21 protein-coding genes are annotated in these 25,529 nt (G+C 40.0%); 7 read left to right on the top strand and 14 right to left on the bottom strand.

The annotated features are described in order from the left end of the window. Positions 1 to 118 precede the first annotated feature (118 nt). Positions 119 to 2,926, top strand: a complete 2,808-nt coding sequence (locus tag LDL79_RS12570; RefSeq protein WP_225597917.1) for a putative LPS assembly protein LptD — start codon at positions 119 to 121, stop codon at positions 2,924 to 2,926. A 23-nt stretch (positions 2,927 to 2,949) separates the two neighbouring features. Next, the gene (locus tag LDL79_RS12565) at positions 2,950 to 3,330 is read left to right on the top strand and encodes a RidA family protein (RefSeq protein ID WP_225597916.1); all 381 of its coding nucleotides are present in this window, start codon (positions 2,950 to 2,952) and stop codon (positions 3,328 to 3,330) included. A 76-nt stretch (positions 3,331 to 3,406) separates the two neighbouring features. On the opposite strand, the gene LDL79_RS12560 is transcribed toward LDL79_RS12565, so the two are convergent. The 4 genes from LDL79_RS12560 to LDL79_RS12545 all read right to left on the bottom strand — a co-directional run bounded on the left by LDL79_RS12560 (position 3,407) and on the right by LDL79_RS12545 (position 10,934). After that, a complete protein-coding gene (locus LDL79_RS12560; protein WP_072984565.1) occupies positions 3,407 to 4,267 on the bottom strand; it encodes a BadF/BadG/BcrA/BcrD ATPase family protein in 861 nt (286 codons plus the stop codon). A gap of 69 nt (positions 4,268 to 4,336) precedes the next feature. Continuing rightward, complete coding sequence (gene gap / locus LDL79_RS12555) at positions 4,337 to 5,338, bottom strand: type I glyceraldehyde-3-phosphate dehydrogenase (RefSeq protein ID WP_072984563.1); 1,002 nt, start codon at positions 5,336 to 5,338, stop codon at positions 4,337 to 4,339. A 29-nt stretch (positions 5,339 to 5,367) separates the two neighbouring features. Beyond that, the gene (pfkA, locus tag LDL79_RS12550; RefSeq protein ID WP_072984561.1) at positions 5,368 to 6,354 is read right to left on the bottom strand and encodes a 6-phosphofructokinase; all 987 of its coding nucleotides are present in this window, start codon (positions 6,352 to 6,354) and stop codon (positions 5,368 to 5,370) included. A 221-nt stretch (positions 6,355 to 6,575) separates the two neighbouring features. After that, the gene (locus tag LDL79_RS12545) at positions 6,576 to 10,934 is read right to left on the bottom strand and encodes a translocation/assembly module TamB domain-containing protein (RefSeq protein ID WP_225597915.1); all 4,359 of its coding nucleotides are present in this window, start codon (positions 10,932 to 10,934) and stop codon (positions 6,576 to 6,578) included. 274 nt (positions 10,935 to 11,208) lie between these two features. Here LDL79_RS12545 and tsaD point away from each other — a divergent pair, with 274 nt between their 5' ends. Both tsaD and LDL79_RS12535 read left to right on the top strand, forming a co-directional pair. After that, positions 11,209 to 12,246, top strand: coding sequence for a tRNA (adenosine(37)-N6)-threonylcarbamoyltransferase complex transferase subunit TsaD (tsaD, locus tag LDL79_RS12540; RefSeq protein ID WP_225597914.1), 1,038 nt, complete (start codon positions 11,209 to 11,211; stop codon positions 12,244 to 12,246). 2 nt (positions 12,247 to 12,248) lie between these two features. Next, the gene (locus tag LDL79_RS12535) at positions 12,249 to 12,962 is read left to right on the top strand and encodes a 16S rRNA (uracil(1498)-N(3))-methyltransferase (protein WP_225597913.1); all 714 of its coding nucleotides are present in this window, start codon (positions 12,249 to 12,251) and stop codon (positions 12,960 to 12,962) included. On the opposite strand, the gene holA is transcribed toward LDL79_RS12535, so the two are convergent. Then, on the bottom strand, positions 12,963 to 13,994 hold the full coding sequence (gene holA / locus LDL79_RS12530) for a DNA polymerase III subunit delta (RefSeq protein ID WP_225597912.1): 1,032 nt from the start codon (positions 13,992 to 13,994) through the stop codon (positions 12,963 to 12,965). A gap of 100 nt (positions 13,995 to 14,094) precedes the next feature. On the opposite strand from holA, the gene LDL79_RS12525 reads away from it, so the two are divergent. From LDL79_RS12525 to LDL79_RS12515, 3 genes are all read left to right on the top strand, one after another. Further along, positions 14,095 to 14,541, top strand: a complete 447-nt coding sequence (locus tag LDL79_RS12525; protein WP_225597911.1) for a type I restriction enzyme HsdR N-terminal domain-containing protein — start codon at positions 14,095 to 14,097, stop codon at positions 14,539 to 14,541. Beyond that, positions 14,538 to 15,536, top strand: coding sequence for a glycosyltransferase family 2 protein (locus LDL79_RS12520; RefSeq protein WP_225597910.1), 999 nt, complete (start codon positions 14,538 to 14,540; stop codon positions 15,534 to 15,536). The genes LDL79_RS12525 and LDL79_RS12520 overlap by 4 nt, the downstream gene beginning before the upstream one ends. Before the next feature lie 90 nt (positions 15,537 to 15,626). Next, positions 15,627 to 16,457 carry an OmpA/MotB family protein gene (locus LDL79_RS12515; protein WP_225597909.1) on the top strand — a complete coding sequence of 277 codons (831 nt, stop codon included), beginning with the start codon at positions 15,627 to 15,629 and terminating at the stop codon, positions 16,455 to 16,457. 171 nt (positions 16,458 to 16,628) lie between these two features. Here the strand turns inward: LDL79_RS12515 and LDL79_RS12510 are convergent, their stop codons facing one another. The 9 genes from LDL79_RS12510 to tgt form a co-directional block, all read right to left on the bottom strand. After that, positions 16,629 to 17,246, bottom strand: coding sequence for an L-threonylcarbamoyladenylate synthase (locus LDL79_RS12510; protein ID WP_072984547.1), 618 nt, complete (start codon positions 17,244 to 17,246; stop codon positions 16,629 to 16,631). A gap of 6 nt (positions 17,247 to 17,252) precedes the next feature. Beyond that, on the bottom strand, positions 17,253 to 17,462 hold the full coding sequence (locus LDL79_RS12505; RefSeq protein ID WP_072984545.1) for a hypervirulence associated TUDOR domain-containing protein: 210 nt from the start codon (positions 17,460 to 17,462) through the stop codon (positions 17,253 to 17,255). A gap of 102 nt (positions 17,463 to 17,564) precedes the next feature. Further along, on the bottom strand, positions 17,565 to 18,104 hold the full coding sequence (locus LDL79_RS12500) for a DUF922 domain-containing protein (RefSeq protein ID WP_225597908.1): 540 nt from the start codon (positions 18,102 to 18,104) through the stop codon (positions 17,565 to 17,567). Beyond that, complete coding sequence (locus tag LDL79_RS12495) at positions 18,105 to 19,289, bottom strand: asparagine synthetase B (RefSeq protein WP_225599974.1); 1,185 nt, start codon at positions 19,287 to 19,289, stop codon at positions 18,105 to 18,107. Positions 19,290 to 19,563: 274 nt separating this feature from the next. Further along, positions 19,564 to 21,126, bottom strand: a complete 1,563-nt coding sequence (dnaB, locus tag LDL79_RS12490) for a replicative DNA helicase (protein ID WP_072984540.1) — start codon at positions 21,124 to 21,126, stop codon at positions 19,564 to 19,566. A gap of 169 nt (positions 21,127 to 21,295) precedes the next feature. Continuing rightward, the gene (locus tag LDL79_RS12485; protein ID WP_072984538.1) at positions 21,296 to 22,249 is read right to left on the bottom strand and encodes an acetyl-CoA carboxylase carboxyltransferase subunit alpha; all 954 of its coding nucleotides are present in this window, start codon (positions 22,247 to 22,249) and stop codon (positions 21,296 to 21,298) included. 87 nt (positions 22,250 to 22,336) lie between these two features. Next, positions 22,337 to 23,251: a DMT family transporter gene (locus tag LDL79_RS12480; RefSeq protein ID WP_225597907.1), complete on the bottom strand. Its 915-nt coding sequence runs from the start codon at positions 23,249 to 23,251 to the stop codon at positions 22,337 to 22,339. Then, positions 23,238 to 24,314 carry an LptF/LptG family permease gene (locus tag LDL79_RS12475; RefSeq protein ID WP_072984534.1) on the bottom strand — a complete coding sequence of 359 codons (1,077 nt, stop codon included), beginning with the start codon at positions 24,312 to 24,314 and terminating at the stop codon, positions 23,238 to 23,240. The genes LDL79_RS12480 and LDL79_RS12475 overlap by 14 nt, the downstream gene beginning before the upstream one ends. Further along, positions 24,315 to 25,445, bottom strand: a complete 1,131-nt coding sequence (tgt, locus tag LDL79_RS12470; RefSeq protein WP_072984532.1) for a tRNA guanosine(34) transglycosylase Tgt — start codon at positions 25,443 to 25,445, stop codon at positions 24,315 to 24,317. Positions 25,446 to 25,529: the final 84 nt, after the last annotated feature.

Here is a 25,529-nt window from a genome sequence, read left to right as displayed (position 1 = left end):
TCAAGCGCTCCTATTTTATAAATAGAAATCATTTTTGCACGTTAAGGAGTACTTAAAAGTTTTATTCAACATATTTCTAAAATGCAGAAGATTTGTAAAGTTTCTTTCGCCATATTTAATGCGTATAACTTTAGGGCTTCTAAAAAATAGATGTAATTTTGGCACTTTGAAAATTGCCCTTACATTTACAAAAATAGTATTAATCCCATTGCAAACAAAGATCCTTTCAGTACTGCTAGTTTTAGGCTTAAGCCTTAGTTACTATGGGTCTTTACAAGCTCAGGAACTTCCGGTTAATACGCTAAAAACGATTCCTGCAGATACTACGGAATCTAATAACCGACTCATTCCTAAAGGAAACTTGCTCGTTGAGACGCCAGACGAAAGCGCTCAAGACAGTACCGCTCAAGATAGCATTGTTGCTCCGCGCGAAGCGCTTACCGATATTGTTAAATATACCGCTACCGATTATTCTAGATTTGACCGTAGAGCAAACAAACTCTACCTCTATAATGAAGCGCAGGTTGCTTATACAGATATCACCATTACTGCCGGGCAAATCATCGTGGATAACAATACTAATACTGTTTTTGCTAAAGGTATAACCGATTCTACCGGTTACACGCAACCTCCGGTTTTTGTTCAAGGCCCAAATACCGTTGAGCCTGATTCTATCAAATATAATTTTAAAACCGAAAAAGCACTTATTTACGGTTCGCGTACCCAGCAGCAAGAATTTTATATCAAAAATGAAGTGAGCAAGCGAGTAAACGACTCGGTTGTATTTATGAAAAACGTGCGCTTTACCACCAGTGAAAATGAAGAAGATCCTGAGTACTATTTTTATGCGCGAAAAGTAAAATTCGTTCCCAATAAAAAAATCGTTACCGGGCTGGTCAATATGTTTGTGTATGACGTCCCAATTCCTTTAGGTGTTCCTTTTTCTTATTTTCCTATGGAAAAGGAAACCAGCGTATCAGGATTTATTATGCCCTCTCCGGGAGAAAATAATGAGCGTGGGTACTTTCTGCAAAATGGTGGTTATTATTTTGCACTGAATGATTATATGGACCTTACGCTAACGGGTGATTACTACACTAACGGAAGTTACGCGCTGCGCGCAGCCAGCGCCTATAGAAAACGTTATAAGTTTAGTGGTAATGTAAACATTCGTTTTGAGCGTCTGTTATCTAGTGAGCGTGGTTTGCCTGATTTTTCTGAAACCAACACCTACAACATTCAGTGGTCGCATAGTCAAGATAGTAAGTCAAATCCCAATTCCAGATTTTCTGCTTCGGTAAACCTAGGAAGTAGTAATTACTTTCAACAGTCAACAAACATTGATAATACGGCGAGTAGATTAACTAACACGTTGAGTTCTTCGGTGTCTTATTCTAAGACGTTTCAAACCGTTCCGCAGGTAAATTTAGCCCTTACGGCGAGACACTCTCAAAACACACAAACGCAAGCTATAAATATGACCTTGCCTAGTGTAAATCTTAACGTAGATCGTATCTACCCATTTGCACCTAAAGCCGGAAGCAAAAAAGGAATTTTTCAAAACATCAACTTCAACTACAGTATGAGTGGAGAAAACCGTTTTGAAACGACAGACAGCTTATTTTTCACCCCACAAATGTTTAGAGATGCTGAGTTAGGCGTGCGTCACAGCATCCCTGTGACGACCAACTTTAAACTGTTTAAACACTTTAGTGTTTCGGCGAGTACAAACCTTCAGGAAAGCTGGGTTTTCGAAACTATTGATCAACGTTTTGACACAACCACCCGCGAGATCGTACTCGATACCGTTAATGGTTTTGATCGTTTTAATACGTATAATTTTAGTACCAGCGTGGGAACCACGGTTTACGGTCAGGCTAATTTTGGAGACGATAAAAAGATTCAGGCTATCCGTCATACGATGAAACCTTCGGTCTCTTTCAACTACAATCCGGCTTTTGATCAATATTATGAGACCTTCTTAGCACCTGAACTCGACGACCCTAATGGCGATCTTACGCGCGAGGTTACTTACTCTCGTTTTGAAGGCGGTTTCTACGGAGCTCCCAGTAATTTTAGCTCTAGCGGAATTAGCTTTAGCGTAAACAACACTGTTGAGGCTAAAGTGCGTGATAAAGACAGTACTGCCATTGAGCCCAAAAAGATAGACCTGATCAGCAACCTGGCTATCTCTACCAACTATAACTTTTTAGCAGACAGTTTAAAACTAAGTCCGGTTTCGGTACGAGGGACCATCCCGATCATTCAAAGCAAGCTAAGCGTAAACTTTAATATGACGCTTGACCCTTATGCTTTAAATAATAACAACCGACGCATAGACAAACTGAATATTGCCAATGGCGGAAGCCTTTTTAGACTGACCAATGCGAGCGCTAACTTTGGTTACTCCTTCAGCAGTAAAAGTTTTGGGAAAGAAAATGACGATCTTGAAGATGAAAACACGCAGACCGCTCGTAATGGCGGTAGGCGCGACAACTTACTTGGAGAAGACAGCAGGCAATTGCAAAACAAGTTTAATGACACCGAGGGCGCAGACGAAGATCCTGATAAAGAACAGGAATTGTACAATTATACCATTCCGTGGAATTTGCGGGTAAACTATAATGTGAATTATGGAAATGCAGCCCGCCAAAATATGATCACTTCGCACGCGATCAACTTTAGTGGCGATGTGGAGCTTGGCGAAAAATGGTTTGTTGGTGCCTCGTCTGGTATTGACCTTACCACGGGGAAATTTACACCAACTCAGTTGCGCTTTGCGCGAGATCTGGAGAGTTTTAACATGACTTTTGCTTGGACTCCATTTGGAACCTACGCTTCTTGGAACTTCTTTATAGGAATTAAGTCTAGCGTCTTAAGTGATCTGAAATACGAGCAGCGTCGCACGCCAGATCAGCAACTTTAAACCAATCTAAAAAACCAAATACCATGAAAAAAATCATTAGTACCAAAAATGCTCCGGCACCTATAGGACCTTACAATCAAGCGGTTTTTGCAGGAGACACGCTTTTTGTAAGTGGTCAAATTCCGTTGGATCCAAAAACCGGCGAACTCGTTAGCGGAGATATTGCTGCGGAAACTAAAATGGTAATGCAAAATTTAGAAGCTATTTTAACCGAAGCCGGACTCACATTTGAAAATGTGGTTAAAAGCTCGATCTTTTTAAGCGACATGAACAGCTTTGCACAAGTAAATGAAGTTTATGGAACTTTCTTTAATGAAGAAACCGCTCCGGCTCGTGAAACTGTTGAAGTGGCTAACCTCCCTAAATTTGTAAACGTTGAAATTTCGGTTATCGCAATAAAATAAGCTCTTGCACAAAAAGCATTAAAAAAGCCTGAACGATGCGTTCAGGCTTTTTTAATATTGATAGGTGTAGTTGTACTTACACCATCATATAATTTTTGTGGTAAGCCACTAATCCTTCAATAGGACGTTTTAGAACTTTACCAATTTTCAGGTCATACTCCTGAAGTAATTCTTTCAGCTCAGCTTGTAAATAAAATGCAATTGAACCTACAAAGTGCACCGGTATTTCTTTAGCATTCTCAAATTGAAGAATTTGATGCTCAATAAATAATTTAAACCCTTTACGGATGAGTTTTCTGCAGTATTCGTGATCTTTATTAGTGATCACAAAGCGTGCAAACTGCGCCAAATAGGTGTTAGGATTTGGCATTTTATACAAATGATTTTTAATGCTTTCTGCCGTTAAATCAAATTGCTTAGCAAACTCATAGGCAAGTTCTTTAGGTATCTTATTAAAGTGGAAATCACGCAAAAGTTGACGTCCAAAATAATTTCCGCTACCATCATCCATCAGGATATATCCTAATGAAGTTACCTTTTGCTCTATATTCTCACCGTCATAAAGGCTACAGTTAGAACCTGTACCAATGATACAAACAATACCGGCTTCATCTTTTCTAGTAGTAGCGTAAAGCGCAGCATAGGTATCTTCTTTAATGTCGATTTCCTGTGCTTTATCAAAAAAATCTTCAAAAACACCCTGGATTAATTCCTTAGGTTTTTGAGTACCACAACCGGCACCATAAAAGTGCACGTGAGTCACATCGTGACGATGTTTGTACAATTCATAGTTGTTGATGATACGCTCTGTTAAGATTTCTGCAGACAAAACTTGTGGATTGAGTCCAAAAGTTTGTGTTTGAAATATTTCGGTACCTTCAGCATTTAATGCGATCCAGTCAGTCTTTGTCGATCCGCTATCTACTAATAATATCATGTGTTTGTAAGAGTTTAAAAAACCCTTTAAACCATAATGGTTTAAAGGGCATATATTCAGTTAATACGATTAAAGTGAATTAACGTATTCCGCTAAGTCAACTAACTTGTTTGAATATCCAAACTCATTATCATACCAAGAAACGATCTTGAAGAATTTAGAATTCAATTCAATACCAGCACCTGCATCAAAAATACTAGTACGTGGGTCACTTACAAAGTCTTGAGAAACTACTGCTTCTTCAGTATATCCTAATACACCAGCCATCTCACCTTCAGAAGCCGCTTTAAAGGTCTTCTTGATGTCTTCGTAGCTTGTGTCTTTAGAAAGTTTTACCGTTAAATCTACAACAGATACATCTGGAGTAGGAACACGGAAAGCCATACCGGTTAATTTCCCTTTCAATTCAGGAATAACTTTAGTTACAGCAACAGCAGCACCAGTACTTGCAGGGATGATGTTTGCTAAAGCAGAACGACCACCTCTCCAGTCTTTCTTAGAAGGACCATCAACAGTCATTTGTGTTGCGGTAGTAGCGTGTACTGTAGTCATTAAAGCTTCTTCGATACCATAAGCATCGTTAAGAACTTTTGCTAATGGAGCAAGACAGTTTGTAGTACAAGATGCATTAGAAACGATCTTGTTATCTGCAGTTACATCTTTATGATTAACTCCCATTACAAACATAGGTACATCTTTAGAAGGTGCAGAAATAACAACTTTCTTAGCACCTGCCTGAATGTGATAATCAGCAGTCTCCATAGAAGTAAAGATACCGGTACATTCTGCAACAACATCTGCTCCTACTTCATCCCACTTAAGGTTTTTAGGGTCACGCTCTGCAGTGATACGTACTGTTTTACCATCTACCACGAGGTTACCGTCTTTTACCTCAACAGTACCATCAAAGTTTCCGTGTACTGAGTCGTATTTTAAAAGGTATGCTAAGTGCTCAACATCTAATAAGTCATTGATCGCTACAACATCTACGTTATCACGTTTTACGGTTGCTCTAAAAACGATACGACCTATACGGCCAAAACCATTGATACCTAATTTTAAATTTCCCATTTTATTTACTATTTGATTTGTATTACTAATTATGTGGTCATTATTTCAGACACACGAACGAGTTCTTTATTTATATGTGATTTTCCTTTGATCGCTTTTTCAATAGGGTAGAGTTCCATTTTTTCATGCTGAATACCTACCATATAATTGCTTTCGCCTTCTAGGAGTGATTCTACAGCTTTAACACCCATTCTACTTGCAAGAACACGATCATAACAACTAGGAGAGCCTCCACGCTGCATATGCCCTAAAACTGCCACACGCACATCATAACCATCAAGGTTCTCATCTACGTAATCTTTTAGTTCAAAAACATTTTTACCTGTTTTATCACCTTCTGCAACCACAACGATACTAGAAGTTTTTCCGCTGGCCTTACTGCGCAATAACGACTCTAAAAGACGATCTAAACCAAGATTTTCTTCAGGAATCAAAATTTCTTCTGCTCCTGCTCCTACTCCTGCATTCAAGGCGATATGACCTACGTCACGCCCCATTACTTCCACAAAGAATAAACGGTTGTGTGAACTAGCCGTATCTCTAATTTTATCTATCGCTTCTACAGCTGTATTAAGCGCGGTATCGTAACCTAAAGTTTTATCTGTACCACTGATGTCGTTATCTATCGTTCCAGGAATTCCCATTACCGGGAAATTATACTCTCTATTAAAGATAAGTCCACCTGTGAACGTACCATCACCTCCTATAAGGACAAGGCCATCAATTTTATTTTCTACTAAATTGTCGTATGCAATTTTTCTTCCTTCAGGGGTTCTAAATCGGTCTGAACGTGCCGATTTAAGCATTGTACCTCCTCTATTTATGATATCACGTACGCTACGCGCATCCATAGGTTCAAAATCTCCATCAATCAATCCCTCATACCCACGGTAAATACCTACGCAATCAATTTTATGATATGCACACGTACGTACAACTGCACGCACCGCTGCATTCATTCCAGGGGAATCCCCACCAGAAGTTAAAACTCCGATTTTTCTAATTTTTTGTGCCATTTACTGTTGAATGAGAAGTAAAAATAGCAATTGAATTGCATTTTCCTAAGCCATTCTTAATGAATTTCACGGCATTCGCAATTTCAATCGTTATCGTTAACAACTATTTTTTAAAAAGGGATAAAATTGGCGGATTTATAATCTAAATAGGGTGTTTTTATTAGATTAAAAATTTACACAACCTCAAAATATCATATTCACAAAAAGAATTGCTTATCGCCTTATTGGTCAAAACCGTTGTATGGGATTTCAGAATCCGGTTGAATCACCTTAATTTCTTCTTCAACTTCCCGGGCTTTTCCTTTGAAGATTTTCTGAATTAATTCTTTAAACGTATTGAAGTCCACCGAATAAGACAATCCGGCTCCTTGGGTATAGCCTTCGTTATTTCGGGCTACAAATTGAATATCTGTTTGACGGTTAAAGATTGTTGCGCGCAAGCTTCCATCTTCATTTAATAAGAAATTCACCTCCACATCACCCACAACAGCCTGCTCACTGATCCCACCTACCGGCACACCTACTTTACCATTGATCAATACTTTTTTAGAAATCTGCGTCGAAAGGGTAAATCCAAAACGTCCTGAAGTCTGCAAGTCAGGTCTGTTGTCTGCCTGCACATAATCTAAGCCTACATTAAACTTCCCATCTTCGTCTGAAAGCAGGTCATTAAAAATACCCGAAGCCGTCTCGATCAAGTTTCCGTAGGCTGCCGACTGGGCATCGATTCCGCTTTGACTGAAGAACGAACCTTGCGTAACTAAGGAAAACGCTTGAAGCTCTCGCGTAGCTCTGTTGTCTAACCTGTATGCTAATTCTGAGGTTACAATCGAACTCGTGTTAGGGAATTCAAAATCAAAAGTGATCTCAGGCTGAATCAATTCGCCATCAAGATTGATGATCACATTTACCGGGATTTTTCGGTTTATTGAAGGGTTTTCTAATAAGATAGAAGGGTTGGCTTGAGTGTTGTATACCGCACTAATATCGAGCAAGGCTTCGGTAGGATTTCCATCCCAACTGATCTTTCCTTCCGGAAGGATATTAAATTGCTTCTGTACTACCCCGCTGTATCTAAAATTATAAGTTCCTGAATAGGGTGTAAAGTCACCAAACATATTGAACTTCCCATTGGTATTGATCTGAATCAGCAAGTATCCCGCTCCTCTTCCTTTTAACGTACTTCCGTTGACCTCATCTACTACGATCTCAACTTCAGCATCGCGTGTCACCTCCAGATCAAAATTCAGCTCTAAACCTTTGATCTCTTCAATAACTACTTCTTCCCCGTCCAGTCGGGCTTGTTTTTCTTCCGGGCTTAAAAAGTAAATATTGCTGTTGTCGCCAAAAGATTCAGTATCACTCAGCGGAATCTTAAACACAGTACCTTCCTGAGTAGTGGCGGCCACATCGATCACCAATTCATCGGTTGGACCGGTAAGACTGGCTTCGCCACTTATAAAAGCAGTACCGTAATACAATGCAAAATCATCTGGCTCGGTATCTAAAACTACAAGGCGATCTGTATTCACATCAAGATCCATCTCCCAATCTCTAAAATACTGATGACTGATGCTTCCGGTGAGCGTACCTGTGGTTTTGTATTTAGTGTCAACCAACGCTACTGAACCAAATCTAAATTCTTGATCATCTAGCGTAATTCTCGCTGTACCTCTAAAGTCGTAATCGGTATTCAAATAAGGTATCGCCAGACCTGCTTCTCGTAGTAACAGTTCGCCATCCACATCAGGATTGCGATAATCCCCCGTGACGGTCGCCCTACCGCTTGCCAAACCTCTTATTTTTGAAATCACTTCTCCGCCCAATGGGCTAAACGCTTTCATATTCAATTTGCGCAATTGCACATCCAGATCTATAGACGGATTTTCCTGTCCTACATCAATGGTTCCCAGAGCTGACAATACTTCAGCATCATCATTATTCAGGCGCGTATTGACTTGATAATTGGTTAAACTTTCATTGCCTTCAATAGATAGATCTAGATCTCCCATCAAGATATCATTGATGGTAAAATTGGCAATATTCACACTACTGTTAGGTAAATAAACTCCTTCTTTTTGAAGAATATCAAGATTTCCATTTACGAGTCCGCGCATATCCAAACTATCTATATATGGAGTGATATGCGAAAGTCTCACATTTTCAAAATTGGTCTGTATGTCTTTATACGTACTGTCTTTAACCTGACCTTTTAAGGAAATGCGTTCCTTGTCATGAGACAGCGTCAATTCCTTTAGATCCCAATCTAAAAAGTTATTATCAAAAACGATCTTATTGTTTTTATTGTCCTGCTCATTTAAAAACCACTCATTGTTTTTAAACCGAAGGCTGCTGCGCTTAAAACCTACAACCGAATTATTTTCTTCATTGATGGTGTGATAAAAACTAAGATCAAAGTTATCCTGCTTGTCAGGTCCGCCTTTAAATTCTGACCGAATAAACAAGGTATCTTTCAGCGTTACATTGATCAAGTTGAAATCGCTCACCCCATACACGCCGCTACCAATGCTATCCGCTTCAACATAGGCATTAAACAGCGGATTCTTATTATCTACACGTACATTGATCGCTTCGGCCATAACGCCAAAAGCTTTGATGCGCGGCGATCTAAACGTCAATTTAAAATCAGAATCGTCGGCAACTACGCTTCCGCGGACAAAAGTATCAGGCTCGAGCTCAACATCAGGAACCAAAACCTCAACGATCTTACTGTAAATCTGAATATTAAAGTCCATAAACTGATTTTCAGTAACCGTTTGCGGCTCATAGTTGGTGTATAAACTTCCTATTGCATTCTGAAATAAGGCCTTAACATCCCCAATTTTAAACACTCCGGAAACTTGCCCCGAAATAATATCAGGAGAGTTCATCGTGATCGTACGTATGCCGCGTCTAAAGCCAGAGGTGATTACAAAATCCTGAAACTCGTAAAGGTCATTAGCATTCTCAAAGCTCGCTTCACTAAACGCAATAACCCCACCGGTATCATCTATGTTCGTTCCGCGCATATCCATCACGACCTTTCCTTTCAGAACCGCTGAAGAATCTCTTAGAAAATTGAGCTTCCCTAAGTCTATGCGTGCAATATCTGCAGTAAAATCATACGTGTGAATTTCTTCTGAAACATCAATAAGACCATCAAATGTAAAGTTGGCGTTAGGGTCTCTTACCGTCAGGCGGCCATCAAAATTGGGGTTTTGCAGATTTCCGGCTACGGTAATTCCGCGATACGTATAGTTATTGTATGTCGCCGAACTGATCACACCCTCCACACGAGTATCTAACGTTTCGGCTTCAACACCAGATCCATTTACCCGTACATTAAAGGTGATATTTTTAAGTTCTGGTACTTTGAGCAAACGCCCCATATTGAATTGTTCTCCGCGCAACATTCCTACATAAGAAGCATTCTGAATATTTTGAGTATTCCTCAGATCGATGTCGGTTTCGAGAAAACCAAGATCTGTCTGAATATTACTTTTGACATATACCGTATTTTCAGAAACATTTAAAGTCCCGGTAAGATCAACGGTTCCTAAACGCACCAATTCCGGCGGAAGATTGTTCCCTAAAATATTAGGTAATAAAGAGGTCAAATCAAGGTAGGTCGTTTTCAGCTGTCTGTAATCCCCATTGATTCTAAAGGTACTGTTGTCACCTAAAAGCTGCTCAAACCTCACATTCCCAAGAATACGACTATTGCTTAAACCGGCAAGATCAAAATCTGTTACGGTAAAATCATTAAGTGTTCCTTGTAATTTTCCGGAAAGTAAAATGTCTTCTCCCGCACCAAATTCAGCATAAAAAGCTTGCAGATCAGTGGTGGAGATTTTACTCTCATCAAAGTCTATATCAATCTTGACCAGATTATTAAAATCTTGAAAAGCGTCATTACGCGTGTCTAAATACACATCACCGCGTATCACAGAGTGTTCAGTTGACAACACCATTTCCTTAAGAATGATCTCATCAGGATTGTATTTAAAATCAGCTTCTAGTCCTCTTAAGTGGTAGTCGCGGTCGGCATCAAAACGCAGATCTTTAATCTGGGTCGTGATGGTCACATCATCAAGGTCAAAATCTTCGGCACGTATATACAGGTTGTGGTAATTTATAACTTCTGGAGTGTCCAGGTCTTCGTCAGTAAACTTGAAGTGCATATCCTCAATTTCAACTTCTGAAGCCGAAAGTTTAAAAGGGGTTCCGCCCGTTTTCCCGGTGTTGAATTTTTGAGAAAATACATAGAGGTTATCGTTTTCTTCCCCTTGGTATTTTTTCACATAAAGTTTTGCCGCACCAAGATAGATATCCCCTAGTGGCATCTCATTCTCAATCAGTGATCGAATGCTCAGCAAACTCGTTTCTACAGTTTGAGCATAAATAAGCGTATCTTGATGATGGTCTGCGATATATACCTCTTTTATGAGCGCATTACCATTATATTTTAGCTGAATTTTATTTATGGAAATTGCGGTGCCGTAGGTATCATTAAGCGCCTTAGTGACTTTTTTAGCGACCGAAGTCTGTACCGCCGGAATCGAAAAAATAATTAAAAGCAATGCAAAGACACCTATTAAAATAAATAGGGTTCGCGTAATTATTTTTCTGAATTTTCTGATACGTTTTTAAGTTTTAACTTTGTCCCGCTTTAGATTTAAAAACACAAAACTAAAGCCTTAATTTTATTGAAACACAGCACACATACTTAGGAACGGCAAATCTTCTGTTTTAGACGAATTGCTCAACCCTTACTATTTAAAGGAAACCTATAAATAGTATACTACCGAATTTTCGAGTAAAAGTACATTAACATTCCCTATACCTTGCGACCTAATGTCAAAAAATAACACCTATATTCTTGCTATAGAATCTTCTTGTGATGATACAGCGGCTGCTGTGCTTCACAACGACAAAACCCTTGCAAATGTTGTGGCAGGCCAGGCTGTTCACGAGCAATATGGCGGTGTGGTTCCTGAGCTGGCCTCACGCGCCCATCAGCAAAATATTGTTCCGGTGGTGCACGAGGCGCTACGCAAGGCAAATGTAAAAAAAGAAGACCTTAATGCGATTGCTTTTACCAGCGGTCCCGGACTTATGGGTTCGTTACTCGTAGGAACCTCTTTTGCAAAGTCTTTGGCGATGGGATTAGACATTCCGTTGATCGATGTAAATCATATGCAAGCGCATATTCTTGCTCATTTTATTGAAGAAGAAGGTTACGATAAACCAGAATTTCCTTTTCTGGCGATGACAATTTCCGGCGGACATACCCAAATTGTTCGTGTGGACAGTTATTTTAATATGACGGTAATAGGTCAAACCTTAGACGATGCGGTGGGCGAAGCTTTTGATAAAAGTGCCAAAATTCTTGGCCTTCCTTACCCCGGCGGACCATTGATCGATAAATACGCGCAACTAGGAAATCCTAAAGCATACAAATTCACTAAACCGAAAGTAGGCGATCTGGATTTTAGTTTTAGCGGACTCAAAACAGCGGTGCTTTATTTTTACCAGAAAGAGATCGCCGCAGATCCTGAATTTGTAGAGAAAAACCGCAATGATATCTGTGCGTCCATTCAGCATACGATCATTAATATTTTGATGGATAAAATCAAGAAAGCGGTAAAGCAAACCGGCATTCAACAAGTGGCCATCGGCGGCGGGGTTTCAGCAAACAGCGGGATCCGTAAAGCGCTTAAAGACGCAGAGCAGAAATATGGCTGGAAAACTTTTGTCCCCAAATTTGAGTACACCACAGACAATGCAGCGATGATCGGGATCGTTGGATACCTCAAATACCTTGAGGAAAATCTAGCCGAAACCGGTTATACAGATACCAAAGTAATGGCGCAATCGCGTCTAAAAATTTAAGTATGCAACTCTTTTATCATCCCGAAATTGCTGCGGAAGCTAAAGAAGCGACTTTTCCTAAAGACGAAAGCAAGCATATTGTAAAAGTACTGCGTAAACGTACCGGTGACGTGCTGGATATCACCAACGGGGCTGGAAACTTTTTTAAGGCTGAAATCATCGTAGCTAGTCCGTCAAACTGTACAGTTAAAATCCTAGAAGTAACCTCTGAACAGCCACTTCCCTATCACTTGCATCTGGCTGTTGCGCCTACTAAACTAAATGATCGCTTTGAGCTCTTTCTCGAGAAAGCCACCGAAATAGGAATTTCTGAAATCTCTCCTATTATTTGTGATCATAGCGAGCGTAAAGTCATTAAAGAAGAACGTTATGAGCGTATCATACAAAGTGCTATGAAGCAATCTTTGAAAGCGCATATTCCTAAAATGAATGAAGCGCAATCCTTCTGTGATTTTTTAGAGGCTACAAAAGGTTTTAAAGGGGATCGCTTTATCGCTCATTGTGAAGAAACCAACAGATTTTCGCTCAAACAAAAACTTCAGCCTAAAAGAGATGTTTTAATCTTAATAGGTCCTGAAGGAGATTTTTCGCCTAGCGAAATAGAGCAAGCCATTCAAGCCGGATTCAGTCCTGTAATGCTTGGAGAAAGCCGCCTACGCACCGAAACTGCCGCAATCGTAGCGACGCACAGTGTTGCTTTTGTAAACGAGGTTTAATTAAGACATTATTTGGACCAAAAGCTCTTTGAGCAAATCTCCCTGTGAAAGGTTGTAAGCTCCAACGCCTTTACTTTTCACATCTGCCGTGCGTAATAAATTGACAATGTGGCTCACTTTTTTCATCGGGTAATTGCGCGCTGCATCTACATACTGACCTACAAAATAAGGATTTACTTTTAGCGCTTTTGCAACGGTGCTTTTGTCTTTACTAGGCAAACCGTGATAAATCAATAAATTCTGGAAGAAACTAAAGAGTAAAGCAATGGTCACGACCATCGGGTTATCCTTAGGATTCTGACTAAAATAATTGATGATACGATGCGCTTTTACTACATCTTTTTCACCAATGGCGCGCTGCAACTCAAAGTTGTTAAAGTCTTTACTGATCCCGATATTCTGCTCAACTGCAAGTGGTGTGATCGTGCTGCCCTCAGGAAGAATTAGCCGAAGTTTTTCTAATTCGTTATTGATCTTTGACAAGTCGGTTCCTAAAAACTCCACGAGCATATGCGCCGCTTTGGGTTCTACGGTATAGCCTTTACCAGACATCACACGCCGAATCCAGTCGCCCACTTGATTTTCATAAAGCTTCTTACTTTCAAAGATGAGTCCGCTCTTGGCAATTTCCTTATAAACCCGTTTGCGTTTATCAAGCTTCTTGTACTTATAGCAAAACACTAAAACCGTAGTTGGCTGCGGATTTTCGGCATAAGCCTCAAGTTTGTTCTTGCTTTTATCAGGTTGCACTAAAATTTCGCGTGACATATCCTGAGCCTCCTTTACGATCACCACTTGACGCTCTGCCATCATTGGGAAACGTTTGGCCTGCGATAGCACATCATCAAGAGACACATCGCGCCCGTAAAGCACCATTTGATTGAATCCCTTTTCTTCTTCGGTCAACACATTATCAGCAATATAATCGGCAAGCTGATCTATATAATAAGGTTCTTCTCCCATTAAAAAATAAATGGGCCTCAGATTGCCTTTTTTAATATCCTTTACAATGCGTGTAACTTCTTCTACCAAGGTTGTATTGAATCTCTTTAAAATGAATATCCCGATTGGGACGAAGTTTTAAAACTGATGCAGGCTTAAAAAATTCCGTAGGTTGATTACCTTTGAAACGATGCAAGAATTAAATTTTCCTCCATATGCCTTCAGGCTCAAAAGTAGCGAAAATAAACCGCTTATATTTGACCCTATTCGTAAAAAATTTGTGGTACTCACCCCAGAGGAATGGGTACGGCAGCACGTAGTAAAACATCTTTTAGCCGCGTATAAATATCCGTTATCGCTTATAAATGTTGAGAAAGAATTAAAGATCAATAACACCTCAAAACGTTATGATGGCGTTGTTTTTAATCCTGACGGAAGCATTTTTTTGATCATTGAATGCAAAGCCCCAAAGGTTAAAATCACACAGGAAACTTTTGATCAGATTGCGCGGTATAATCTCGCGGGAAAAGCAGAATATTTAATGGTGACTAACGGACTCAACCATTACTATTGTCAGATGGATTATGAAGCGAAAAAATATGTGTTCTTACGAGATATTCCGGTTTACAGCTTATGAAAACAGCCATCGTTATACTCAATTGGAACGGTAAAAAACTACTAGCAGAATTTTTACCCAGCGTCATCAAAAATAGCGCGCATTTAGCGACCATTTATGTAGCCGATAATGCTTCAACCGATACTTCTGTCGCTTTTGTACAAGCTGAATTTCCGCAGGTGAAGATCATTCAGAATGCTTCAAATGGCGGCTATGCCAAAGGCTATAATGACGCCTTGCAATACTTGGACGAAGAGCTTTTGATCCTGATGAATAGTGATATTAAAACAACTTCCGGTTGGCTTGAACCTATGATCAAAGCTTTTGAAACAGATTCAAATCTGGGGGCTGCCCAACCAAAACTTTTAGATCTAAAAAAGAAAACACACTTTGAATATGCGGGTGCTGCCGGAGGATTTCTAGATTCTTTAGGATATCCTTTTTGTCGCGGACGCATATTTGACACCTGTGAAGAAGACACCGGGCAATACAATGATTCTTTAGAAATTTTCTGGGCGACTGGCGCTTGTTTAGCCGTGCGAAAATCAGTTTTTTGGCAGGCCGGCGCTCTTGATGAAGATTTCTTTGCACATCAGGAAGAAATTGATCTGTGCTGGAGAATAAAGAATCTGGGGTATTCCATTCAATATATAGGAGAAAGTGTGGTGTATCACCTAGGCGGAGCCACGCTAGAGCAAATGAATCCGAAAAAAACCTTTTTGAATTTTAGAAATAACCTGATGCTTTTATTAAAAAACGTAGCAGGTTTTAAGGTTTACCCTATTCTATTTGCGAGAATGTGCCTCGACGGAATCGCCGCTTTTAAATTCTTAACAGAAGGAAAACCGAAACATTTTACAGCAGTGCTCAAAGCGCATTTCAATTTTTATGCCCAAATTCCAAAATTGCTTAACAAGCGTGCACGCACTTCAGGAAATCAGCCCTACGCCAAGGTCAAATCTATCGTCTGGGAGTATTTCATAAGGAAAAATAAGCACTACACCGACATATTTTAACAAAATCTAAAGTATTGTTAAGGTTGGGCATTTAGGCACGAATTTTAATACATTTGACGTTACTAAAAATTAAAGATAACAACTGAAATTATGAGAAAATTAATGATGGTATCGGCATCAGCGCTGGTACTTCTTTCCTCTTGTGTATCTCAAAAGAAATATACTGCATTGGAGGCAAAACAAAAAGAAACGCAGGATATGCTTAACACAGCAACCGTAAAACTTAACGCTTGTTTAGCGCAAAGTGAAACGATGAAAGAGCAAATCACTGACCTAAGAAGTGCAAATAACAATTTGATCAATACGCAAGGAAACTTAACTACACTTTCAGCTAAAGGTGCTGAAAACTTAGAGAAGTCTCTTGAGCAAATGAAAGAAAAAGACCTTCAGATCAAAGCATTCCGTGATGCGATGAACCGTAAGGATTCTGTAACGCTTGCTCTTGTTACCAGCTTAAAAGGAGCCATAGGTAACCTTAACGACGAAGACATCGAGATCAACGTTGAGAAAGGTGTTGTTTATGTTTCTATCTCAGACAAATTATTATTTAACAGTGGTCGTTGGGATGTAACTAACCGCGCTAAAGAAGTTCTTGGTAAAGTTGCAACTGTAGTTAAAAACAAGCCAGACATCGAGTTTATGGTAGAAGGTCACACAGACAGTAAACCAATTAGTACTTCAGTAATTGAAGATAACTGGGATCTTAGTGTAAAGCGTGCAACTTCTGTAGTGCGTATTCTTCAAGAAGAATTTGGTGTACCACCAGAGCGTATGGTTGCAGCAGGTAGAAGTTACTACGTGCCTTTAGCTAGTAATGATACTGCAGAAGGTCGTGCTCGTAACCGTAGAACACGTATCGTTGTTCTTCCTAAGCTAGACCAATTCTACAAAATGATTGAAGAGGGAATGCCTAAAAACTAAATAGCTTTAGTTTTAAAATATTAAAACCCGGTCAAATGACCGGGTTTTTTATTGGCATCAGCCAAAGGTTTTCTCTATTTAAAGTCTACATCTAATCTAAATTAAAGCTCTACCCAAAGTCTCAAGAAATTGCTCTGAAATAGTGTAGAGCTTAAAATTAGAAAGCGAATTCTAAATGGTTAGATCTCCTTTACCTTCTCTAATTAAAACAGCCTCTCCACTGGTTAAGTCAATCACCGTAGAAGGAATATTACCTCCATATCCGCCATCAACCACAACATCTACAAGCTTATCCCATTTTTCAAGAATAAGCTCTGGATCTGTAGTGTACTCAATCACATCATCTTCATCATAAATCGAAGTTGAAATAATGGGATTCCCAAGATGCTTCACAATAGCACGAGCGATGTTATTATCCGGCACTCGTATCCCAACAGTTTTCTTCTTTTTAAACACAGTAGGCAAATTATTGTTCCCAGGAAGAATAAAGGTGTAAGGTCCCGGCAATGCCCGTTTCAATAATTTAAATGTTGGCGTATCTATCTGCCGCACATAATCTGAAAGATTACTCAGATCTTCACAGATGAATGAAAAATTAGCCTTTGCTAATTTCACTCCGCGCAACTGTGCAACCCGCTCCAATGCTCGATTGCTGGTAATGTCGCAACCCAAACCGTACACCGTATCTGTGGGATAAATAATCACCCCGTCATTTTTTAAAACCTCAACAATACGTTTGATCTCACGTTCGCTGGGGTTTTCGTCATAAAGTTTTATAAACTCTGCCATTAGCTATTATGCTTTCTCTACTTCGCTTTCTAATTTTAAAACAGTAGAACCATCTTCCTGTTTGATTAAAAGCGCTTTATTGCCTTGTTCTCCTTTTCGGGTAATTTCGCTACCGTCAATTGTTTTGGTAATTTCTTTAGCGTAAGATTCTTTTACTTCGCCTTTTGCGGTACCGTTACCCCATTTCCATTGTACTGTACTTCCTTCTCGTATCATAGTTTTTCTTTTAAAGTTAGCCATGAACTTCGGGAAACTTAAATTTTCTAACACAAGATTAACGCCTATTACATAAGAAACCTTAAAATCAAGTCAAGCGTTTCAATCGGCCCAGTGTTTGTACTTACGCAGTAAAGCTTCTACATTGGACTCCCAGCGCAGTTCAGCCTCCCGATTTACGGAGTGTTCTGTTTCTGCATCAAACTGCTGTTGCATATTCCGCCGGCTACTTTCGATCTTCTTATAAATTTTCTGAATTTCTACTTTAGAGTTTCGGGTAAATCGAAATTCTGCCACCGCCTTGCGAAACATTCGCGCATGCACTTCAGAAATATCAAAATGCGTTTGCTCGTGTTTCAGCGTAAAATCATCTATGAGTTCCGGCTTGTACCACGAAAGTTTGGGATAAAAATTAGCTTTGATAATTGATTTTGAAGGATCAAGCACACCCGCTTTAGAAATGGTATATCGATGACTAATTCCTGTGTTAGCACTGGCAGAGAACCCACTGTGCTCATTAGGTAACGCCTGGAAGTCTGACCATCTTAATGTATGCCCGGCACGCCACGGCATTCGTGCCGACTTTCTTTGCAGCCCGGCTAGCAAACACAGACAACATAGAAGCAGAACAGTACGTTTCATTTAAGTTTTTTGTTTCTTCTTCTTTGCTGCCGGAAACAAAATATTATTGAGAATCAAACGATATCCCGGGCTCGTAGGATGCAGTTTTAATTCTGTTTTGGGGTCACCCACACGGTGCTGATAATCCTCAGGATCATGACCGCCATAAAAGGTAAAAAAGCCTTTGCCTTTTACGCCGTGTATGTAACGCGCCTCACCATTGGCTTTGTTTTCGCCCATAACTAGCACATTTGCTTTGATCTCTTTAGGATTATAAGCAGTGGTTTGCCCCATAAAACCTTTAACCAAAGCGGTGTGGTTCTGGCAGAGCATCGTAGGTACAGGATCCCATTTTGCCGAAAAACTTTTCAGACTAAAATAATCTGTATCTGCGGGAACTCTTCTAAACGGCGTCGTATCAATACTACTGAATTCATACTGCTGAGGATTTTTAACCAACGTGAAATCTGTAAAAGCAAAGGTGCGCTCAAAATTGATTTTTGCCTGATAATTAGCCTCTGAAGCATCACCGTCAAACATAGGTTCGCAAATATCAACTCCCGTTGCCGAAAGCGCAATATCAAAGCTATCAGTCGCGCTACACATCGCAAACATAAAACCGCCACCTATCACATAATCACTGATTTTAGTAGCTACTGCAAGCTTCGCCTGAGAAACTTTATCGTAACCCAGTTCTGTCGCAAGAGCTTCGGCTTGTTTCTTCTCTTCGATATACCAAGAAGTCGCTCTGTATGAGCCGTAGAATTTGCCATACTGTCCGGTAAAATCTTCGTGATGTAAATGCAGCCAGTCATACAGCACGAGTTCGTCTGCTAGCACTTCGCGGTCATATATTTTATCGTAAGGTATTTCGGCATATTCTAAAACCATCGTAACCGCATCATCCCACGGCACCGAACTATCTGGTGTGTAGACTGCTATTTTAGGTGCTTTTTCGAGCACGATCGATTCCATATTTTGCGAGGGACTCTCAATTTCAGCTAAAATACTTTCGGTTTTAGCATCGCTTAAAACTTCAAACGAAACTCCACGTATCATACATTCTTTTTGAAGCTCTTCAGTATTTGGAAGTAAAAAAGCTCCACCTCTATAATTGAGCAACCATTTTACTTTTTGTTGCTGTGCCAGCGTCCAATAGGTGATTCCGTATGCTTTTAAATGTTCTTTCTGACTTTCGGCATCCATTGGGATCAACACATAGGAAGCGCTCGCAGGAAGCGAAAAAACACACAAGCAAAGAAATAGAAAAAACCGTCGAAAAGTACAATATATATTCAAGCTCAAAAGTCTACTGATTTATGCTGTTGAAGTTACAACGATTCAAAGACTATGCCTAGTATTTAGCTAAGTTGATTTAATAATCTATCCCAGAGCCAACCTGGCTGTTTTCCCATTAGCGGCGCCAATAAAAAAAGGAAGCCAAAACCGACTTCCTTTCTCTAATTATTCTCTTTAAATTCTAAAACGGAACCTCATCTTCTCCGTTTCGATCAAAGCCACCATCATTCATCGAGCTTCCAAAAGCCTGATCAGGCGTTGGGAAACTGTCTGGAGTAAAGGTGTCATCGTTAGCTGCAGCATTTTGATTCATTGCAGATTCAAACTGATACGGAGTACTGAAATCATCAAGGTTGTCAAATTTACCGAGGTGCCCTAAGAACTTCAGCCTAATGTTTTCTAAACCACCATTACGGTGTTTTGCGATGATGAATTCGGCTTGGCCTTCTGTTGGGCTGCGCTCTTCGTCATCCCATTCATCAATCTTATAATACTCAGGACGATAGATAAACGATACAATATCCGCATCCTGCTCGATCGCACCAGATTCACGAAGGTCAGAAAGCAGCGGTCGTTTACTTCCACCACGCGTTTCAACCGCACGCGATAGCTGTGATAATGCGATCACCGGTACCATCAATTCTTTTGCGAGTGCTTTAAGGTTACGCGAGATCATCGAGATTTCTTGTTCACGATTTCCTCCTTTTTGGCTCCCACCGGCGGTCATCAACTGCAGGTAATCAATAATGATCATCTTAATCCCGTGTTGTGATGCCAGACGCCGTGCTTTTGCACGTAAATCAAAGATGGAAAGTGATGGCGTATCATCGATAAACAGAGGCGCTTTTTCTAAGCTCTTTACTTTAACATTGAGCTGCTCCCACTCGTGTTTTTCAAGTTTCCCGGTACGTAATTTTTCTGAAGACAAACCGGTTTCTGAAGAGATCAAACGGGTAATCAACTGTACCGAAGCCATCTCCAGAGAGAAAAACGCCACCGGAATATTTTGTCCTACCGCAATATTACGCGCCATAGAAAGCGTGAGTGCCGTTTTACCCATACCCGGACGTGCAGCAACGATAATTAAATCACTCGCCTGCCATCCTGAAGTCAATTTATCTAAACGATCAAAACCTGATGGAATCCCTGAAAGCCCTTCTTTGTTAGAGATCTCTTCAATTTTCTTTTTAGCCTGAATTACCAAACTCTGCGCGGTTTCAGAACTACGCTTGATGTTCCCTTGAGTCACTTCGTAAAGTTTACTTTCGGCATTATCGAGTAAGTCAAAAACATCTGTGGTCTCGTCGTAAGCTTCTTCGATAATTTCGTTTGAAATTTTAATCAAGCTACGCTGAATGTACTTCTGAAGTATAATACGGGCGTGGTACTCAATATGCGCTGATGACGATACTTTTTGGGTTAACTGAATCAAATAGTAATCGCCGCCGGCCTGATCTAATTTCCCCATTTGCTTTAACTGCTGAGAAACAGTTAATAAGTCAATAGGCTCGCCGTTTTCAAACAAAGCGCGTACAGCATCATAAATATGTTGATGCGCATCTTTATAAAAAACTTCCGGACTTAAAATATCTATGATCTCATCTACACCTTTCTTATCGATCATCATCGCACCTAAAACAACTTGCTCTAAATCAATAGCTTGAGGTGGTAATTTACCACGTTCTAAGGAGATCACATCTTTTTTAGGATTTATAAAATTGGGCTTGGTTTTCAGATTTTCCATGAGGGCGAATGTAAAAAATTTGCTTTGGCAGGTTCAACTTTTCAATGCTGTCATTGTCCACCATAAGTTAACAAATAGCTTGTTGATAACTAAATATTCTTGTTAACAAGCATAAAAAAATCCGGAGTGCAAAACTCCGGAATTTTGTCGCAAGTGATGTTTAAGTGTATTAGCCTTTAAACACACCCATATTTGAATATTTATCCATACGTTTTTCAACCAAATCCTTTGGTGATAAGTTTTTAAACTCTTTAAACGCTTTTAAAATCTCTTCTTTTATTGTAGTGAAGGTCGCTTCGCGATCGCTGTGCGCCCCACCAAGAGGTTCTTTTACGATCTCATCAATAAGCTTTTGCTTCTTCATATCTTTTGCGGTAAGCTTTAAGGCATCTGCCGCTTGCTCTTTAAACTCCCAGCTTCTCCATAAAATCGAAGAACATGATTCTGGAGAAATCACAGAATACCACGTATTCTCAAGCATCAATACTTTGTCTCCAACTCCTATTCCTAAAGCTCCACCACTGGCGCCTTCCCCAATGATCACGACGATAATTGGCACTTTAAGACGGGTCATTTCAAGAATATTACGAGCAATCGCTTCTCCTTGACCGCGCTCTTCAGCTTCAAGACCCGGGTAAGCTCCCGGAGTATCAATAAAGCAAACTACAGGAAGGTTAAATTTCTCTGCACTTTTCATAAGTCGCAGAGCCTTGCGGTAGCCTTCTGGATTTGCCATACCGAAATTACGGTATTGACGTGTTTTTGTATTGAATCCCTTTTGCTGACCGATCAACATAAAACTTTGGTCGCCAATCTTCCCAAGACCACCTATCATCGCTTTGTCATCTTTGACATTGCGATCGCCGTGAAGTTCTAAAAAAGTATCCCCACAAAGCGCCTTGATATAATCTAATGTATACGGGCGATTAGGATGACGTGAAAGTTGAACTCGTTGCCAAGGCGTAAGATTTTTGTAAATCTCCTTCTTAGTATCAATGAGTTTTTTCTCTATTTGCTTACACGTATTGGTCACATCAACATCACTTTCCTGACCAATAAGTGAGCATTTCTGGAGCTGTTCTTCTAGCTCCTTAATAGGTTGTTCAAATTCTAAATATTCCATTTAGGGGAAATTTTTAGTTAGCTGACAAATATAAAGGTTTTAAAAAGCTTCTCCCAAACCCTTATCGGTTTTTAACCGGTCATTTTTTTAGTTTGTTTTTATCGTATTTAATACACGTGCAGCCTTGCGTCTTCTGGCATTTTTTAAAATTCCGTTTAAAATTACCGTCAATAAAATAAGAATCGCTCCAAAATAAAATCCGGTATTCATTTGTTCGGCGTCGCCTAAAATGAGAAATGCGAGGATGATTCCATAAACCGGTTCCATATTTGTGGTGAGCATAATCGTATATGGGGTTAGATGCTTCATAACTTTCACCGAAGCGATAAATGCATACGCGGTGCACACCGTAGCCAAAATTATAAGGTAGATCCAGTCTGTTTGCTGCACCTGAAAAAAAGAAGCGTCAAAACGACTAGTTACCGCCAGAAAAACAGTAATAAACAAGGCTCCGGTAAGCAGCTCATAAAAAGAGATCATCACCGAATCGTGCTTTTTAGCATATTTACCATTAAATAACGTGAACAAGGCCGCCAGTAATGCCGAAATAAGCGCAACGATGATTCCTTCGGTGTAACGTGTTTCTACTTCAAATATGAGATACAAGCCACCAATGACAAGCAAACCAAAAACGAGTTCATACCAGATGATTTTTCGTTTATAAAAAATAGGCTCTAAAATGCTCGTAAAGAAAGCACCCGTACTCATCATCGCCAAAGTGATAGAAACATTAGCGATTTTTACCGCGCCAAAAAACGTCAACCAATGCAAGGCTATTAGAACACCAACACCTGCAAGCCCTAAAAGTGTTTTTCCTTTCGCCTTGAGCGAAATCCCTTTAATTTTTATGTAGACAAATATAACCAGAGAAGCAATGAGCATACGATACCAAACTAATGCCGTAGCACCAATGCTGATCAAAGCACCCAGAACTGCCGTAAACCCCCAAATGAACACGATGACGTGAAAATGAAGGTAACTTTTAAGACTATCGTTTTGCACGGTTGAGAAGATAAACAGCTAAAATACCAAAAAGCACATTAGGCAGCCATACGGCAACCATAGGCGAAAAATCTGATTGCTCTGAAATGGTCCCAAAAACCTTATCAAAAAAGATAAATATAAAGGCTAGTGAAATCCCCAACGCCAGATTGATTCCCATTCCTCCACGGCGCTTCATCGAAGAAACTGCAACAGCAATAATGGTTAAGATATAAGCACTCACCGGTAAACTGTAGCGTTTGTACAGCACCACCTCATACCTGTTGATCGCCGAAGAACCTCGAGCGCGCTCCTTATCTATAAACTCTCGTAATCTGGGCGTCGTCAAAGTTTCCGCGATATATTCTAGCGGAGTGAGATCTTCTAGGTCAAAAGAAAACAAGGTGTCTAATTTTGGTTTTGAAATTAATATATCACCCTCCTTACCTACAATTCGCTTTTTATAACCATTAAGGCGGTAGAGTGTATCTTCAGGGCGATAGACGATACTGCGCGCCTGAATTTTATATTGTAGCGTATTGTCTTCAAAATGTTCTAAGGTGAAGTTCTGCCCCATTTTGCTAGACGGTGTAAACCTACTCACATAGATGTAATCGTGATCATTGATCTGGCGGTAAACATTTCGGGTTTCTCGTGCTGCTTTACCATTTTTGAGGTATTCATAAGTAAACTCATTAAATCCTCTACTGGCATTAGGCGCAAGATAAGTCCCCAGAATATAAGCCCCGATACAAACCAGCGTTGCTCCTATAAGATAAGGTCGTAAAAACCTATAAAACGAAACACCACTACTCAAAAATGCGATAACCTCGGTATTGTTTGCCAGTTTTGAAGTAAACCAAATCACCGACAGGAATAAAAACAACGGAAATAACAGATTGGCAAAATAGATAGTAAAATTGAGATAGTAAATCGCTACCTCAACAAACGGCACCTCGTTAGCCAGCATCTTATCTATTTTCTCGGCGAGATTCACCGTGATCCCGATAGGAATAAATAAAAGCAGCATTCCTATAAAAGTGCCCAGATAACGCTTCAGTATGTACCAATCAAGGATTTTCATCTAAAGTCTTTTATCCATTTGTTTTACCATTTTTTCTTTCCAGCTATAAAAATCTCCTGCAATAATATGCTTGCGGGCTTCGCGTACCAGCCACATATAGAAACCAAGGTTGTGAATGGTCCCTATTTGACGCCCTAAAATTTCGTTCACACTGAATAAATGACGCACATAGGCTTTAGAGTACGCGGTATCTACCCAAGTCGTTCCGTCAGGATCAAGCGCAGAAAAATCAGCCTCCCATTTTTTGTTTTTAATATTTATCGTACCGTGTTGTGTAAACAAAGTTCCGTTGCGCCCGTTACGCGTAGGCATTACGCAGTCAAACATATCTATACCTAACGCAATATTCTCTAAAATATTGATAGGTGTTCCCACGCCCATCAAATACCGCGGTTTATCTTCCGGAAGGATTTCGGTCACCACTTCAGTCATCGCGTACATTTCTTCTGCCGGCTCCCCAACTGAGAGTCCGCCAATGGCGTTACCCACTGCTCCCGAATTGGCAATATATTCTGCAGATTGTTTCCGCAGATCTTTATAAGTACTTCCCTGAACAATAGGAAAAAACGCTTGATCATAACCGTATTTCACCGGAGTCTTGGCCAAGTGATTGATACATCGATCTAACCAGCGATGCGTCATATGCATCGAGCGTTTTGCGTAATTATAATCGCAAGGATACGGCGTACACTCATCAAAAGCCATAATAATATCGGCGCCAATACTACGCTGAATTTCCATCACACGCTCTGGTGTAAACATATGAAATGAGCCATCGATGTGTGATTTAAACTTCACACCTTCTTCTTTGATCTTTCGATTTGCGGAAAGTGAATAAACTTGATACCCGCCACTATCGGTTAGAATGTTTCGGTCCCAATTCATAAACTTATGCAAGCCACCGGCCTTCTCGAGGATTTCGGTTTGTGGTCTTAAATATAAATGGTAGGTGTTTCCTAAAATTATATCAGGATTTATATCTTGTTCTAGCTCCCGCTGATGCACCCCTTTTACCGTGGCAACGGTGCCCACAGGCATAAAAATTGGGGTTTCAATGGTTCCGTGATCGGTGGTGATTGCTCCTGCACGCGCCTTACTGGCAGCGTCTTTTGTGACAAGATTAAATAGCATAGTATAATTTAGAGCGGCAAAGATAAAACTATTTAATAGATAGTCTTGATACAGAAAAGCACAAGATAAGTGCGGATTTTAAAC

This window comes from Leeuwenhoekiella palythoae (assembly GCF_020310025.1).
GTDB lineage: Bacteria > Bacteroidota > Bacteroidia > Flavobacteriales > Flavobacteriaceae > Leeuwenhoekiella > Leeuwenhoekiella palythoae.
Note: the sequence above shows the minus strand (reverse complement) of the source record. Positions and strands in the feature narration are given on the sequence as shown.

Bases quoted from the DNA above. Each gene is read 5' to 3' on its own strand.
- dnaB (WP_072984540.1), bottom strand. From the start codon at position 21,126: ATGGAAAATCTGAAAACCAAGCCCAATTTTATAAATCCTAAAAAAGAT.
- LDL79_RS12510 (WP_072984547.1), bottom strand. From the start codon at position 17,246: ATGGCAGAGTTTATAAAACTTTATGACGAAAACCCCAGCGAACGTGAG.
- LDL79_RS12535 (WP_225597913.1), top strand. From the start codon at position 12,249: ATGCAACTCTTTTATCATCCCGAAATTGCTGCGGAAGCTAAAGAAGCG.
- LDL79_RS12515 (WP_225597909.1), top strand. From the start codon at position 15,627: ATGAGAAAATTAATGATGGTATCGGCATCAGCGCTGGTACTTCTTTCC.
- LDL79_RS12565 (WP_225597916.1), top strand. From the start codon at position 2,950: ATGAAAAAAATCATTAGTACCAAAAATGCTCCGGCACCTATAGGACCT.
- tgt (WP_072984532.1), bottom strand. From the start codon at position 25,445: ATGCTATTTAATCTTGTCACAAAAGACGCTGCCAGTAAGGCGCGTGCA.
- LDL79_RS12485 (WP_072984538.1), bottom strand. From the start codon at position 22,249: ATGGAATATTTAGAATTTGAACAACCTATTAAGGAGCTAGAAGAACAG.
- LDL79_RS12500 (WP_225597908.1), bottom strand. From the start codon at position 18,104: ATGAAACGTACTGTTCTGCTTCTATGTTGTCTGTGTTTGCTAGCCGGG.
- LDL79_RS12475 (WP_072984534.1), bottom strand. From the start codon at position 24,314: ATGAAAATCCTTGATTGGTACATACTGAAGCGTTATCTGGGCACTTTT.
- LDL79_RS12560 (WP_072984565.1), bottom strand. From the start codon at position 4,267: ATGATATTATTAGTAGATAGCGGATCGACAAAGACTGACTGGATCGCA.
- LDL79_RS12570 (WP_225597917.1), top strand. From the start codon at position 119: ATGCGTATAACTTTAGGGCTTCTAAAAAATAGATGTAATTTTGGCACT.
- pfkA (WP_072984561.1), bottom strand. From the start codon at position 6,354: ATGGCACAAAAAATTAGAAAAATCGGAGTTTTAACTTCTGGTGGGGAT.
- LDL79_RS12525 (WP_225597911.1), top strand. From the start codon at position 14,095: ATGCAAGAATTAAATTTTCCTCCATATGCCTTCAGGCTCAAAAGTAGC.
- LDL79_RS12505 (WP_072984545.1), bottom strand. From the start codon at position 17,462: ATGATACGAGAAGGAAGTACAGTACAATGGAAATGGGGTAACGGTACC.
- tsaD (WP_225597914.1), top strand. From the start codon at position 11,209: ATGTCAAAAAATAACACCTATATTCTTGCTATAGAATCTTCTTGTGAT.
- gap (WP_072984563.1), bottom strand. From the start codon at position 5,338: ATGGGAAATTTAAAATTAGGTATCAATGGTTTTGGCCGTATAGGTCGT.
- LDL79_RS12495 (WP_225599974.1), bottom strand. From the start codon at position 19,289: ATGGATGCCGAAAGTCAGAAAGAACATTTAAAAGCATACGGAATCACC.
- LDL79_RS12520 (WP_225597910.1), top strand. From the start codon at position 14,538: ATGAAAACAGCCATCGTTATACTCAATTGGAACGGTAAAAAACTACTA.